Source organism: Haloprofundus salinisoli (assembly GCF_020097815.1).
GTDB classification, from domain to species: Archaea; Halobacteriota; Halobacteria; order Halobacteriales; family Haloferacaceae; genus Haloprofundus; species Haloprofundus salinisoli.
Genome location: NZ_CP083663.1, coordinates 829,116 through 843,427 on the forward strand (window position 1 = coordinate 829,116; position 14,312 = coordinate 843,427).

Here is a 14,312-nt window from a genome sequence, read left to right on the forward strand (position 1 = left end):
GACACCGTCGAACGACCGACTCGCTGCTTGCGTCTACCCGACGCCGAAGCATCCTTGAGCCGTTAGCTCGTCGGCAGAACCGCCGAGAGTCGCTGTCTCACTTCGTTTACCTCAGAGCGGTCGATCGCGCCGAACAGCACCGCAGCGACCAGAAAGACGACGAAGCCCACCGGCGGGACGACGACCAGTTCGAGGATGTCACCCTCCAGAACGCGCGGCAGTCCGTAGACGGGGACGGCGGCGACGACGGTGGTTGCGACGATGCGTCCGAGTCGAAGGTCGGAGATGGGGTCGAACCCGATATGGCGCGCGGAGAGGACGTGAAACACGACCATCGATCCGTAGCCGATGCTCGTGGAGACCGCCGCGCCGAGAGTTCCGTATCGGGGGATGAGAAGCAGGTTGAGCACGAGGTTGAGCGTCGCGGACGCGCCCGTCGCCAGAATCAGCAGACGGAGCTCGCCTTTCCCCTGTCCGACGGCGAAAATCGGGCGGGCGACGGCGAAGCCCAGCGTGCCGGGGAGCAACAACAGCAGCGGGGCGACGGCGGCGAGATACTCGGACCCGAAGTACAGCGAGACGAACTGGTCGGCGAGCGCACCGATGCCGAGACACATGATGGTCGTGATGAGGACGACGTAGCGCGTCGCCCGACTGGTGACGCTGGTCACGGTGTCGATCTTGTTCTGGGACCACCACTCCGACGTCGACTGAAGCAACACTGTCTGCATCGCCGTCGGGACGAACCAGAGGAACTCGGCGACGATGAGCGCGGCGTTGTAGTAGCCGGTCTGTTGGGCCCCCGACAGCGTCCGAATGAGAATCAGGTCGACGTGGTAGAGCGAACTCGTCAGGAGGATGAGGACGACGCTGAGCGAGTTGTACGACAGCAGTTCCTTCCGAGGGAAATCGGGAGGGACGCGGCGGGTGATTGCGCTGAGAGAGACGTACTTCGAGACGAACCAGAACACGGCGATAGCGACGACCCCGCGGGCGACGACTCGGCCGATGAGGACGCCGACGACGCCCCATCCGATCGCCGCCAGCGGCACCCCGACCAGCGCGAACACGACCCAGCGAGCCATCTTGGTCGGTTCGGAGATATGCTCGTAGCCGAGGCCCATCAGCGTCCCGCGGCCGATCGCCCAGAGCTGCCGGATGACGACCAGCGCCGCGAGCATGTAGAAGTAGATCTCGAATTCGGGGCTGAAGAAGCGCTCGACCAGGCCGAGTTGGAGGACGAGGAGGATGATGACGACGGCGGCGAACGCCAGGGCGAGCCCCACTTGCATGTAGTACGCGAAGACGTTCGAGTTCCAGTCGGCGTCGGGACGTTGCTCGGCGATGTACTTCCGTATCCCGTCGAAGATACCGGCGTTGATGACGATCATCGTGACGCTGAGCACGGACATCACGAACGCGTAGTCGCCGTACTCGGCAGCCGTCAGCACCCGAACGAGAATCGGCGTGATCGATATCGAGAGAATGAGTACGCCCACGTCGGAGCTAAATATCGACAGAAATCCACGTACGACGTTCCGTCCCATCTGGTTTACTGTCAGAAGCGCCTGGCATAAGTATAGTGTCGAATACACGTTCGCTGACCAGTGAGACCGACTCTCACCCGTGGTACGGGCGTGCAAAGGGGCAAAGGAGACGAGACGGAGTAAAGAGGGAAGCGAAGGAACGGACCGAGCGGTTCAGGTGTGGACACCGACGCGTCGCTTGGCCGACTTGAGGAGTCGATACGCCCGTTCGCCGCCCAGCGTCGGAAGCAGGAACGTCACGAACGCCGGCTCGAACGGGTACAGTCTCACGGCGGAGACCAAGAGCGGACGCGCCCGGTCGAACTCGCCGTGCATGACGAGCAGGCGGCCGACCCGGTAGGCGGCCCACGCCCGGAACTTCCGGCCGAACAGGCGGCCGTACTCGCGGGCCAGCGGGTCGAACTTCTCGACGAACAGTCGACGGGAGACCAACGCGTCGTCGACGTCGTCGGTGATTCGTCCGGGTGAGTCCGTCTGATACCGGATGAGCGGTTCGCGGATGCCGGCAAACGAGCAGTGTCTCGACAGGCGGACGTACCACTCTAAATCCTGCCAACTGGGGAACCGCTCGTCCGGCGTGCCGACCTCCTCGACGAGCGCTCGCCGCACCATCACGTTCGAGAACGACCCGATGACGTTCTCGCACAGCAGCGTCTTCGTGAGGTTACCGTGTGCGACGGGCAACACCGACTCCAGTTCGTCGCCGTTACCGTCTATCACCTGCGACCCGGTGTAGACGAGCCCGACTTCGGGGTAGGCGTCGAACACGGCGACCTGTTTTTCGAGTTTGGTCGGCAACCACTCGTCGTCGTCGTCGAGGAACGCGATGTAACGGCCCTCTGCGGCCCCTATTCCCGTCGCGCGGGCGGCAGACCCGCCGCGGTTTCGCTCGTGTCGAATAACGCGGACGCGGTGGCGACCGTCCGAGTTCATCTCGTCGAGAACCGGCGCGGCCGGCCTCGGAGAGCAGTCGTCGACGACGAGGAGTTCGACGGCGTCGTACGTCTGGTCGAACACCGATTGGACCGCAGATCGGAGATACGTTGGTCGGTCGTAGGTTGGAACGACGACGCTGACCAACGGACGAGCTGCCGCAGGCATACCTCTCCGTGCGTCTGCCAGTTAGTTGAACATTGTCACCGTGGGATGTCGTATCATTATGGACGAACATCTTGTCATATGACTTCAATTTTTTATGAGCAGGCGGAGATGTACCCGTATATGGCAGTCGTAGAGAGCGTACTCGTCGCAGTGCTTCTCGTCAGCGTGTTTCTGGTGGTGTACGCCTACGCGCTGTACCCGCTCACACTGTGGGCGATCGCTTCAGTCGTCCCGACGACGACGCCGCGGCGGGAACGAGACGAGCTCCCGGAGGTCGCGCTGATCGTCGCCGCGTACAACGAAGAGACCGTCATCGCCGACAAGCTCGAGAACTGTCTCGAGCTCGATTACCCCGAATCGAAACTCGACGTCGTCGTCTTCTCCGACGCCTCCTCGGACCGAACCGACGACATCGTCCGCTCGTACGCCGACCGCGGGATTCGCCTCGAACGAATCGAAGGCCGCGTCGGAAAGACGGCGTGTCAGAACGAAGTCGCCGAGATGGTCGACGCCGAGGTGCTCGTCTTCTCGGACGCGAACTCGATGTACGAACCCGACGCAGTCCGCACGCTCGTCTCGTCGATGGGGCCGGACGTCGGCTGCGTCGTCGGCGAGCTCCAACTCTCCCGTAAGGCGGACAACGTGGAAGGCGAGTCCATCTGGTGGCTGTACAACCGTTTCATCAAACAGTACGAGTCCCGGCTCGGCTCGGTCGTCAAGGGTAACGGTGCCATCTACGCCGTTCGCTCGGAGGCGTACGTCCCGCTCCCCGCCGACGCCATCAGCGACTTCGCCGAACCGCTCTCGATTCGCAGCGACGGCTGGCGCGTCGTTTACGAACCCGACGCAGTCGCCCGAGAAGACACCGCAAAGAGCGTCGACGCGGAGCTCAACCGGAAAGTCCGTATCACGACGCGCTCGTGGCACACACTCGCGCAGTACCTCCACCTGTTGAACCCGCTTCGCTACGGCTTCTTCTCGGTGAAGTTCGCAAGCGACACGCTGCTGTGGTGGAGCACGCCGATGCTCTCTGCCGTCGCGTTCGTCGCACTGGGAGCGCTCGCCGCGCTGACCGGGTCGCTCCTGTACGTCGTGCCGTTTCTGGCCGCCGTCGGCTTTCTCCTCCTCGGCCTCGTCGGCTATCTCCTCGAAGACGGCCGACGGAAGGTGCCGACCGTGTTCCACGTGCCACATTACTTTCTGATCGGCAACTACAGCCTCGTCGTCGGCGCGTGGAACTTCGTCAACAGCCGAAACGTCGTGACGTGGGAGACGGCCAACGAGTCGTCGACCAAAGACTGACGTCGTGGGCGTCCGCCTCGTACCCGGGTGAGCGACGCCATCGAGGCGTCACCGTCAGTCGGCGACGACGCGCCGCTCCGCGATGTCGGTGACGAGTTCGTCGTACGCCGAGAGGAGTTCGTCCCACGAGTACTGCCGCCCGAGTTCCCGGGCGTTCGCGCTCAATCGCTCGGTCAGGTCGGGCGAGGAGGCGAGCTCTCGAATCGCCGCCTCGAACTCGGCCGCGTCGCGGACGAGCGCCGTCTCGCCGTCGACGATGTCGATGCCCTGCGCGCCGACGGGCGTCGTCACGATGGGGAGGCCCGCGGCGAGATAATCCATCATCTTGAGTTTCGTCCCCGACCCCATCGTCAGCGGGCAGAGCGCGATATCGGCCATCGAGAGCGCTCCCGGCAGGTCGTCGACGAACCCCGGCGTGTAGACGTTCTCGCGGGCCGTCTTCGGCGGGTCGCGGCCGACGATGACGAACTCGACGTCCGGCAGCGCGGGAGCGTACTCGTCGACGATTCGGCGGGCGGCCTCCTCGTTCGGTTCGTAGTCGCACGCGCCGACGAACAGACAGACCGGCCGCCCCTCGCGGACGCCGAGTCCCCGACGGACCGCCTCGGGGTCGCCGCCGGCGGCGATGTCGTCGTAGTTCGTCCCGTTGGTGATGACCTCACATCTGACGCCGTCGGGAACGTCGAACTCCGCGCGGTCGGCGGCCGACTGGAAGACGACGGCGTCGGCGTCGTCGATACCCGCCTGCTCGTGCGCCTGGAGGTTTTCGACCGCGCGCCGTCGAACCGGTGCGGGAATCGGTCGCGAGCGCAACTGCTGGTCGAGCAGGTCGAACATGGCGTTGTGCTTGTTCAAGAGCAGCGCCGCGTCGTAGTGGTCGGCGAGCAGTCGCGCCGCGCGAAGCATCTGCGGCGACTCGCTGCAGACGACGTCGAAGTTCACCGGGTGCCGACGCACCGTTCGGACCGTCAACCGCGTCTGCAGCCGTTCTATCGGCGTGTCCGACCCGAGACCCAACAGCGCGTTCCAGAGGTAGATACGGGTCGTCTTGTAGTCGAGAAACGGGTTGTCGAGGTCGAGCGCGTAGACGCCGGGCGGATACTCCGTGCCGTCGGCGTTCGGATACGCCAGCCACACGCGACCGCTGTCGGCCAACGCTTTCGTCGTCTCCCAGATGCGAACCTCCTCGCCGTTCGACGGGGGATAAACCGGCCCCCGGTGTAGCTGTAAGATGTCCAATCCCATTTCGAGACAGGTCAGCAGTCACGCAGATAGCGTTTGTGTCGGTCTCGACGAGGCGGCGACTCGAAAACTGGTCGACGGACTCAGCGACACCCGGCGAGAATCTCTTCGAGCGCCCGCTGCATCTGCGGGCCGAGCGTCTCGGGCGCGTTCCGTTCTGTGACCTGTGCGGCCGCCGCCGCGCCGAGTCGCCGTCGCCGCTCGGGGTCCGAGAGAAGATCGTCCAGAAGCGACGCGAGCGCCGTCGAGTCGTCGGCGTCGACCAGAACCCCCGTCTCGCCGTCGGCTACCTGCTCGTCGATGCCGTATCCGCGACTGGCGACGACGGGCAGTCCCGCCGCCTGCGCCTCGATGACGACGTTCGGGTACGCGTCGATCTCCGAGACGTAGGCGAAGAGGTCCGCCGAGGCGTACAGCCCCGCGACGTCGCTCACGAACCCGAGCGCGTGGATTCGCGCGTCCAGCGGGTTGTCGCCGACCCGTTCGTCGACGTACCGTTCGAGCGCGTCGTAGTAGAGGCCGTCGCCGGCGACGACGAAACTGACGTCGTCTCGGCGCTCGCCGAGTTCGACCATCGCGTCGACGAGTCGGCAGACGCCGAGATACTTGCCGCGGTACTGGAGGTTCGTCACGGTCAGGACGGTCATCGTGCCGGTGGCGGTGTCGGACGCGCCGTCGGCGACTGTGGTTCGACGGTACTGCGAGGGCGTCACCGGACCGGGAACGACGCGAATCCGCTCTGGCGGGCACGACGTCCGGCGGGCGAGCGTCTCCGCCAGCGACTCGGAGACGGCGACGAAACCGTCTGCGTAGCGAAACGTCACTCGGGTGAGCGCCGAGAGGCCGCAGTACGCGAGCCATCGGCCCCACTGCTTCGTCTGTCGATGCTCGGTGCGTTTCTCGCCGTGCTGTCTGAACAGGTCGCCGTTGGCTCTGACGACGAGCGGCACGCCGTACAGGAGGCTGAGCACCACCGAGACGATGCCCAACATCCCGGACCCGTTGTAGACGACGAGCGCGTCGGTGTCGCCGCCGCGGAGCGCCGCGCGGCCGCGCCGGAACTGCGAGAGCGTTCGCTCGAACGCGCCCGCGTCGGAGTCCAGCGAGACGACGACGCTCTCGGCGTCCATCGTCGACAGCGGCGCTTCGAGTTCGAACGGCCGGAGGTCGGTGAACCCGACGACACGCATCAGGCGCTCACCGTCCCGGGGTCGCTCGTAGTCGAACCGTCTCGTCGCACCGAAGCGCCTACTCGTTTCGCCGCCACTGCTTCGCCCATCCACGTCACCACTCAGGAGCAGCGCCCATAACTGTTCGCCACGTGACAGCGCCGCGACGAGTTAGACCACCCGAGACGTGTCGGCAAGTGCCGAAACGTGTCGGGGGACCGCCGTTTCCCCGCGGAAATATATACTTTCATACAATGTTCTGTACTGGTTTCATCTGGCTGAGATAATGCGTACTATAATACGGATGCTCCTCGAACGTGAGTCTACCGTGGCGGAAGCGCGGTATCTGTGGGAGGTATGCAACATCTATGACCGAGAAACAGCGCTCCGACGTCGTCGAGCAGTCGGAGCAGAACCGACGCAACAGTTCCTCGACCAGCGTCGACCGGCGCGTGGCTGTGCCGGGATTCGACCGACCGGCGCGCGAGCGTGCGCGTCCCGCACGGTGGGTCGTCGCGGCGGGAGTCGGTGTCGCACTGGGCGTTCTCTTTGCGGTAGGGGGACTGTTCACGCAGCGGTGGCTGTTCGTCGCGCTGGGTGCTGTCGCACTGTACGTCGCGGCGCTCGCGTACTACCTCGCGCCGGACGCATCGGTTTCGGAGGCGGTTACGGAACGGCTCTACTGGAGCTACATCGACGGGAGAGACGCCCTCGACGCGTCGACTGCTCACGTGTACCTCCCTTCGGCGTCGACGGCCGGCGAAGCGCACGGCGTCCGATTGACGCTCGTCGACGACACGACGGACTCGTCTGCCAGCGCGTCGGGGGACGCGTCGCCGAGACCGCAACAGCGGCCCGTCGGTGTGGGGCTGCTCGAATCGTACCTCGGTGAGACGAACGAGGCGCTCTCGACGGATCTGCGCCGCCTCGCCGACCAGCTGGCGGAGGCGGTCGTCGACGGCTTCCGCCTCGCCGACGCCGCCGAGATCGTCGACAGAACCGACGAGAGAGTCGCGTTCAGGCTGTCCGGCTGCGCGCTCACGCCGCTGACGCGGCTCGACCACCCCACCGTCTCGTTTCTCGGCACCGCGATGGCGGCGGGACTCGGTCGTCCGGTTCGAGTCGTCGCCGAACGAAACCGGGGCGACGGTAGCTACCGCGTCGACTGTCTCGTCGAGACAGAGTCGAAGCCGAGGTCGCAATCGTCCGACGGCGCTCTCGACTGACGAGCGAGTTAGAACCCGACGTAGAGGTCGTACAGTCTGAGCGGCACGTACAGCCCGAACAGCGCCAGTTGGACGGCGAGCACGTGCCGCGCGCGGACGACCCACGTCGGACGGTGATGCGACGGGGACGCGAGTTCGAGCGCGACGGCGAATCCGGCGATGGCGATAGCGAAGACGAACCCGGGCGTGAGCGCGTCGACGAGGGCGAGCCAGAGCGTTCCGAACGTCGTCCAGACGGCGGTGAGGAGGACGAGACGGTGCGGACCCGTCGGCATCACGCCGACCCTCCCGGACTCGGAGGCGACGGCGCGAGCGACGCGTTGGCCTGGCCGCTCGCTCTGACCGTCGTCCAGAAGTGAACCGTCCGATAGGCGTTCGCCCCCGTCGGTTCGGCGGGCGGCGACCCCTCGTAGAGGAGCAGTTGTACCCGCTGGTTGGTCCCGACGCGCTCCGGCCGGAACTCGAACCGTCGGACGTCGGTCTCGCCGGAGGAGACGCGCGTCTCGAACCGACCGAGTTCCGAACTGGCCGCGACCGTACCGGTGTTCTCGTCGACGTCCTGGAGCAGCACGACGGCGGTGTAGTCGACGGCTCTCCCCTCCTCGTTTTCTATCTGGACGTAGAGCTCGCTGGCCTCGCCGGCGACGACGTCGGTCGGGTAGTCGCTCGCGGTCAACCGCCCTGCGTCGTCTTCGGTCAGTACCGAAAAGCCGGTGAACGTCTCGCCCTGTTCGGGGGTGACGACCGCGTAGCCGACGCCTCCGAAGGCGACCACCACGCAGACCACGAGCAGCGCGGTGACGGCGCGTTCGAGGCCGCTCGACGCGGTGAGAAGCGACGGTCCGCGTGGGAGGGAGACGCGGAACCGACGACCGGGCGGCGTCGACCACCGGCGCTTCGCCGCGACCAGCAGGCCGACGACGTTCACCGCCCCGACAGCGGCGATGGTGGGTCCGGCGAACAGCCCGAACGGCGAACTGGCGAGAACCAGTCCGAGGAGCGCGACGACGATGAGACTCGTGCCGACCGAGAGGACGAGCCGATGGCCGAGCGTGAGTCGCCGGACGTCGCCTCGTAGCTGTGCGGTGGTCTCCGACCGTGGGAACAGCGCCGAGACGATTACGTAGCCCGGGACGAACGCGACGTAGATGCCGCCCAGGAAGGCGATACCCGGCGAGGGGACGCCGAGCGTTGACGCCAGTACGACGTAGCCGACCAGAAAGCCCGCACAGACGGCGAGGTCGAGAAACTGGGCGGCGAGCGATTCGCGAACGGACACAGTTCGGATAACTGTAATCTAGCACATAAATCTACTCTCGTGAATAGAAACTGACTATTGCGTCGCTCACGTCGTCTCCGTCGTCGAAGCGAGTCGAAACGAGTCGAACCGCGTCGAACCGACGGACTCGCCGCGTGGTCAGAGATCGGCTGGTCGTCGTTGGGGCCGCCGCGTCCGGCGAACTGGAATAGAAAATCTAGCTGAAAATACGTGTCCAACCGAAAAATCAGAAGGTTTACCTTCGGCTGTACAAACTGCGGTTATGCGTGGGGAACAGATGTCTACACGAGGAAGTGAGAAACTATGAAATTTGATAGTTCCGGGAGATGGTTTACGCTGAGTCGGCGTCGCGGACGTCCCACGCTACCTGCCCGCCGAGCGACCGAGGCAACGGCGCGGGCGGCGTAACTCGAAGAACTCCGTACGAAAAACGAATATCTATGACGAAAAACCACGGCTACAACACACCGAAGAAAGGAACCGCCGACTGGAACGTACCACTGAACGAGAATTTCAAGAAAATCGATGAAGACATCGAAGTCCGAGACATCGAGTCGAAGCTCGACACGTACGAGCCGACGGCGGGGGCGAAGTTCCTGGCGACCGACACGGGTAACCGGTATCTCGGTGACGGCGAGCAGTGGAACCTCGCGCCGCTGCCGCAGCGCGGAGCGGTCGGCGACCTGACCGCGCAGAATCGGTTCCGCGTTCCGACGCGCGAACAGGACCCCGAAAACGCCGAGGTCGGCGAACTGTGGCTTCGGACCGACGAGAACGCGCTCAAAGTCCAGATGGCCAACGGCGTGCAGACGCTCGCCAGCGGCGAAAGCTCCGGCGACAGCGGTAGCGACGGCGGCGGCACGACCAACGCCGACGTCACCATCGACTTCGCCGACGACTCGTACCTCGACAAGTTCGACACTCGCAGGACGAGTTGGAACACCATCGTCGACGGCGAGAAGGCGCGCACCGACACGGCGCTTCAGGTCCACCTCGAAGAGGGCAGCCACTACGGTACCGACATGAAGTACTACTTCGGCGACAACGGCATGTCGGAACCCGAAGAGCTCTGGACCCGCTACTACCTCCGCTTGGACCCCGGCTTCGAGGTCACCTCCGACGGCGGGAAACTCCCCGGTCCGGCGGGAACGTACGACAGCGGCGGGTGGGGCGGAAAGCCCGCCGACGGGACGAACGGGTGGTCCGCGCGGATGGCGTTCATGCCGGCCAGCGGCGGCGGTGCCAAACTGTCGTACTACTGCTACCACGCCGACATGAACAACTGGGGCGAGTGGTGGGGCTGGGACGGCACGATCGAGACCGACCGCTACTACCAGATCGACAGCTACGTCAAGCTCAACACGCCCGGCGAGAACGACGGTATCCTCCGCGGCTGGATAGACGGCCAGCAGGCGATGGAGAAGACCGACATCCGGTTCCGCGACACCGACGACCTGAAGGTGGAGTCGCTGTGGTTCAACATCTACCACGGCGGTGGCGACACGTCGCCCAGCGACAACATGCTCTACTTCGACAACCTCCAGATGTCGACGAGCGGTCCGCTGGACTGACGCGGACGAACCGCCGAAGCGAAGCATCGTCACGGGCAACGACGCTACGACTCTTCGCGGCTGTTTTTCCGTTCCGACGGTGCCCAGACGATGGCGTCGGTGAGAGAGAGCGTGTCGTAGAGGTGACGGTAGAACCGGAGATTCCACGTCGTGTGGTCCGCTCTCGGCGTCGGTCCGAGTCTGAGCGCCGGATACAGCGGTAACACGTCGACGAAGCGACGCTCGTCGATGCCGAGGCCCGAACAGTACGTCGAGACGCAGCGCCCGACCGCGCGCGAGAACGGGCAGTCGCGGAAGAACGCGCGATTCGTTGCCTGGGTGTAGCTATCGAACACGTACAGCGCCGTCTCGACGACGAGTTTCAGAAAGTCGACGAGCGGGACGCCGTCGGTGCGGAAGTACTCGAAGTCGATGACCGACCGGACGTCGAGGTCCGCGCCGACGAGGATGTTCGTCCCGTCGTAGTCGCCGTGGGTCGGCCCGAGGAAGAACTGCTCGGAGTCGACGAACCGGTCGACGTACGCGGCGGCATCTGGCAGCGTCGACGCCGAGAGCCGCCGCCGCTTCTCGTCGGCGTCGTACGTCCGGGCGTCGACCGTTCCCTCGGCGAACGCGACCAACCACTCGGTGGCGTTCGAGAGAAACCGCTCCGCACACTGGTCGAACCGCCGAAAGGTGTAGTGGGCCGGTTGGCCGCCGAGGAACTCCTTGAAGATGACGGGCGTCCCGTCGACGCTCTCGACGGCCAGCGGCGTCTCGACGGTCGTACGGAGCCGGTCGAACGGGTCGACGAGTTCGCGGAGTCGGGCGAGTCGCTCCCACTCGCCGCGGACCTCGGCGTCGTCCCATCTGGCGAACCGACAGACGGCCACCGGGTCGTCGCGTTCGTAGACGAACACCGTGATGTAGCCGGTCGGTCCGCGCGTCCCGCTGTACAGACTGTACGAGAGCGCCGACCGGTCGGCGTCGAACCGCTCGGCGACTCGGTCGAGCAGTTCGTCAATCATGGGGCGTCGGCGCTGATCTTGTACGCCGGTGTGAGTGCACCTATTAGACGTGCGGTCCCCGGCGGAAACGGAACGCGCGACAGCGATTGGGGGGTGACCGAACCGTGAACACAGCTCCCGAGCGACACCAGTTTCCGTCTGAGAAACGTCGCGAGCAGTTGCTCGTCGGAGAAGACGAACGCCGGCGAGCGCCGATTCGGAACGGCGTACGAGACGGCCACGTCCCGAAAGCCCGCACGTTCGAGCAGGCGGACGTACCCGCGTTCGGAGTGGAGTCGAACCGACGACGAGTGACGACGACCGCCGGCGTCGAGAACGGCCGTTTCGACGGCCGCGGGAACGAGAGAAGTGAAGCGATAAACCGGGTCCAGCCGGTTCCACTCGCTCATCAAGAGACGGCCGCCCGGCCGAAGCCAACGGCGGACCCGTCGGAGAAACGAACGCTGTGCGCGAACGGGGTCGTCCGACCGGTCGTCCGCCCCGACGTGTTTCAGCACGCCGTTTATCACCACCACGTCGAACTGGTCGTCACCGAACGGGAGCGCCCCCGCGTCGCCGTGGACGAGCGTGAGGTTCTCCGTCTCCGCGGGCTCCCGCATCGCCGCGGAGAATCGCAACCCGTCGAGATTGGTGTCGACGGCGACGACGTGGTCGGCGCGCCGAGCGAGCGAGCGCGTGAGCGCTCCGTATCGACTGCCGAGTTCGAGCACCGTCTTCCCCGCGAGCGGTTCGATACGGAGCCAGTCGGCCTGGTCGGGGTTGAGCCACGACTCGTACTCGAAGTCGGGGTGGATCCGCTGAAGCTCGGACTCGAACTTCTCGGCCCGCTTGAACGCGGTCATCCCCTCGGTACGCAGCGCCGCGACGAGCGTGTGGATCTCCTCGGAGTCCTCGGCCGCGGCGTCGACGTCGAGCAGCCGGACGATGCCGTCGTCGTCGACCTGCCAGCCGCTGTGGCACTGCCCGTCCCGCGACTCCCGCCGACGGGAGAGACGGGACCCACAGTCCCCACAGACGAACTCCAACTCCGGTGGCCACATCGATACGCCACTGTAGTCCGGACTACATATTATATGTTGTTCACCATACTACTATGTTCTCGGGTGTCGTCAGCGGCGCGTCTCTCGGAGGGTTCGTATCAGTGCTCAGAGATTACACTACACTTAGGGGTTTGGCGCGCGAGTATGTCGTGCATCATGACCGCGGAAGCAGTTTTCCGAGTGCACCGACAATCCTCAGCGATGGCTGGAACTCGTTCGAGTGCACTCGCCGCAGATGGGGCGTCAACGAATGGCTGAGGACGACCGACCGAGCTGGCGCTCGTCGTCGGACACCGCGGCGAGAGACGACGGGACGCTGCCGCGTCGTGACCTTCTGACGGCAGTAGCCGGTGTCGCCGGCGTGTCCGGTCTCGCGGGCTGTCTCGGCCTGTTCGACTCCGAGGACTCGCAGGGAGGCGGCCAGACGCCGACCGGAAACGAGGTTGGAGATACGCCCCCGTCCATCATCGTCTGGCAGGACGGCGAGGGCATCGTCCGCGCGGAGACCGGGAACGGACCGATCGAGTCGGGTCGACGACCCGCGGCGGTCATCCAGGCCGCGCTCGACGCGTCCGCCCAGCAGGCCGGTATACAGAGCGTCGAGGTGGTCGGCAACTACGTTCTCTCGCGGCCGGTCAACCTCCAAGAGCGGACCGTGTTGAACCTCAGAAACGCCCGCCTCACCGTCGGCGGAAACTACGCGGCGATCTCGGTGAACGGCATCTCTCAGGCGGCGATCGTCGGCGGCCTCCTCGACGGGAGCAGCCAGTCCGACGGCGAGCAGTATCTCGGAGTGCTCTCGCTCAGCAACGCAGACCAGGTCGTCGTCGACGGCACGGAGGTGCAGAACGGCGGGTACTACGGGGTCAACCTCTACGAGTGCAACGACTGCGTGCTCAACGGCATCCGCGCGCACGACAACTTTCGGCACGGCATCCATCCGGGGACCGACACGGAGGGCCGAGGGTACTTCAATTGGCTCACGCACTGTATCACCGACAACAACGGCGTCGACGGCGTCAACGACAGGGGTACGACGGTGCCGGGGGAGTCGCTCGACAACGCGTTCTACAACTGCCTGAGCCGCGACAACGGGCGAAGCGGCTTCATTCTCGACGGCGGCGTCGGAGCCGACGACGTGGCCGCGCGGTTCGACGTCGTCGGCTGTCGGGCCTTCCAGAACGGGAGCCACGGCATCCAGCTGACGAACTGTCGCGTTTCGGCGGTCAACGTCATCACACGGTCGAACGGTCAGTCGGGTCTCCTGCTCAACGGAGGAGTTCAGGCGTCGGTGCTGAATCCGCGGTCGAGCGACCACAGTGGCCCCAACGCCGGCGGAATCACGATTCGTAACAGCGATTCGGCCGCGCCGAGACACGTCGTCGTCTACGGCGGCGAGTCGACGAACAACAGTCACAACGTCCGCATCGCCTCGGGGTCGAACGCCGGTCCGATAACCCTTCGGGACATCGACCTCCGGGAGGCCGAAACGCGGCCGCTCTGGCTCGGTGAGGACGTTCCCACCGAGTTGACCGTCTCGAACGTCTCGGGCTACCGGACCACGAACCGGGGAGACCAGACGGCCAGCGGCGACGGTTCGACATCGACGTTCCGGTGGGTGCACGGGCTCGCAGCACCGCCGCGGTCGGTCAGCGTGACGCCCGCCAGCGCCGCCGCCGCGGGACCGTTCAGCGTCACGAACGACGGGGGCGCCATCGAAGTCACGTATCGCACGCCGCCGGAGCAAGGTGATGGCAATCTCCAGTGGTGGTGGAGCGCGCACGCTTACTGACCGGGGTTTCGTTTTATGGCGTATGCGCCCGTGAAC

The 14,312-nt window shown here is 65.4% G+C and carries 12 protein-coding genes; 4 read left to right on the plus strand and 8 right to left on the minus strand.

The genetic code is table 11. The features are described 5' to 3' along the window. Nucleotides 1-62 precede the first annotated feature (62 nt). Together LAQ73_RS04415 and LAQ73_RS04420 are read right to left on the minus strand one after the other, a co-directional pair. Complete coding sequence (locus LAQ73_RS04415; protein ID WP_224270037.1) at nucleotides 63-1,547, minus strand: oligosaccharide flippase family protein; 1,485 nt, start codon at nucleotides 1,545-1,547, stop codon at nucleotides 63-65. A 153-nt stretch (nucleotides 1,548-1,700) separates the two neighbouring features. Continuing rightward, nucleotides 1,701-2,648 (minus strand): glycosyltransferase family 2 protein, encoded by a 948-nt coding sequence (locus LAQ73_RS04420; RefSeq protein ID WP_224270038.1) that lies wholly within the window; start codon nucleotides 2,646-2,648, stop codon nucleotides 1,701-1,703. A gap of 120 nt (nucleotides 2,649-2,768) precedes the next feature. Between LAQ73_RS04420 and LAQ73_RS04425 the strand changes: the two genes are divergently transcribed. Next, on the plus strand, nucleotides 2,769-3,950 hold the full coding sequence (locus LAQ73_RS04425) for a glycosyltransferase family 2 protein (RefSeq protein ID WP_224270039.1): 1,182 nt from the start codon (nucleotides 2,769-2,771) through the stop codon (nucleotides 3,948-3,950). A 54-nt stretch (nucleotides 3,951-4,004) separates the two neighbouring features. Here LAQ73_RS04425 and LAQ73_RS04430 read toward each other — a convergent pair whose 3' ends face one another. Both LAQ73_RS04430 and LAQ73_RS04435 read right to left on the minus strand, forming a co-directional pair. Next, complete coding sequence (locus LAQ73_RS04430; RefSeq protein WP_224270040.1) at nucleotides 4,005-5,195, minus strand: glycosyltransferase family 4 protein; 1,191 nt, start codon at nucleotides 5,193-5,195, stop codon at nucleotides 4,005-4,007. 80 nt (nucleotides 5,196-5,275) lie between these two features. Beyond that, nucleotides 5,276-6,382 carry a glycosyltransferase family 4 protein gene (locus LAQ73_RS04435; RefSeq protein WP_345778392.1) on the minus strand — a complete coding sequence of 369 codons (1,107 nt, stop codon included), beginning with the start codon at nucleotides 6,380-6,382 and terminating at the stop codon, nucleotides 5,276-5,278. A gap of 347 nt (nucleotides 6,383-6,729) precedes the next feature. On the opposite strand from LAQ73_RS04435, the gene LAQ73_RS04440 reads away from it, so the two are divergent. Then, nucleotides 6,730-7,587, plus strand: coding sequence for a DUF7982 domain-containing protein (locus LAQ73_RS04440; protein WP_224270042.1), 858 nt, complete (start codon nucleotides 6,730-6,732; stop codon nucleotides 7,585-7,587). A gap of 8 nt (nucleotides 7,588-7,595) precedes the next feature. Here the strand turns inward: LAQ73_RS04440 and LAQ73_RS04445 are convergent, their stop codons facing one another. Then, the gene (locus LAQ73_RS04445; protein ID WP_224270043.1) at nucleotides 7,596-7,862 is read right to left on the minus strand and encodes a DUF8044 family membrane protein; all 267 of its coding nucleotides are present in this window, start codon (nucleotides 7,860-7,862) and stop codon (nucleotides 7,596-7,598) included. Continuing rightward, on the minus strand, nucleotides 7,862-8,866 hold the full coding sequence (locus LAQ73_RS04450) for a DUF1616 domain-containing protein (RefSeq protein WP_224270044.1): 1,005 nt from the start codon (nucleotides 8,864-8,866) through the stop codon (nucleotides 7,862-7,864). Before LAQ73_RS04450 ends, LAQ73_RS04445 begins: the two co-directional genes overlap by 1 nt. Before the next feature lie 440 nt (nucleotides 8,867-9,306). Between LAQ73_RS04450 and LAQ73_RS04455 the strand changes: the two genes are divergently transcribed. Then, nucleotides 9,307-10,437 carry a polysaccharide lyase gene (locus LAQ73_RS04455; RefSeq protein WP_224270045.1) on the plus strand — a complete coding sequence of 377 codons (1,131 nt, stop codon included), beginning with the start codon at nucleotides 9,307-9,309 and terminating at the stop codon, nucleotides 10,435-10,437. 44 nt (nucleotides 10,438-10,481) lie between these two features. Here the strand turns inward: LAQ73_RS04455 and LAQ73_RS04460 are convergent, their stop codons facing one another. Then, nucleotides 10,482-11,444, minus strand: coding sequence for a hypothetical protein (locus LAQ73_RS04460; protein WP_224270046.1), 963 nt, complete (start codon nucleotides 11,442-11,444; stop codon nucleotides 10,482-10,484). Next, nucleotides 11,441-12,484, minus strand: coding sequence for a class I SAM-dependent methyltransferase (locus LAQ73_RS04465; RefSeq protein ID WP_224270047.1), 1,044 nt, complete (start codon nucleotides 12,482-12,484; stop codon nucleotides 11,441-11,443). Before LAQ73_RS04465 ends, LAQ73_RS04460 begins: the two co-directional genes overlap by 4 nt. 250 nt (nucleotides 12,485-12,734) lie before the next feature. Between LAQ73_RS04465 and LAQ73_RS04470 the strand changes: the two genes are divergently transcribed. Then, nucleotides 12,735-14,276 carry a right-handed parallel beta-helix repeat-containing protein gene (locus tag LAQ73_RS04470; protein ID WP_224270048.1) on the plus strand — a complete coding sequence of 514 codons (1,542 nt, stop codon included), beginning with the start codon at nucleotides 12,735-12,737 and terminating at the stop codon, nucleotides 14,274-14,276. Nucleotides 14,277-14,312: the final 36 nt, after the last annotated feature.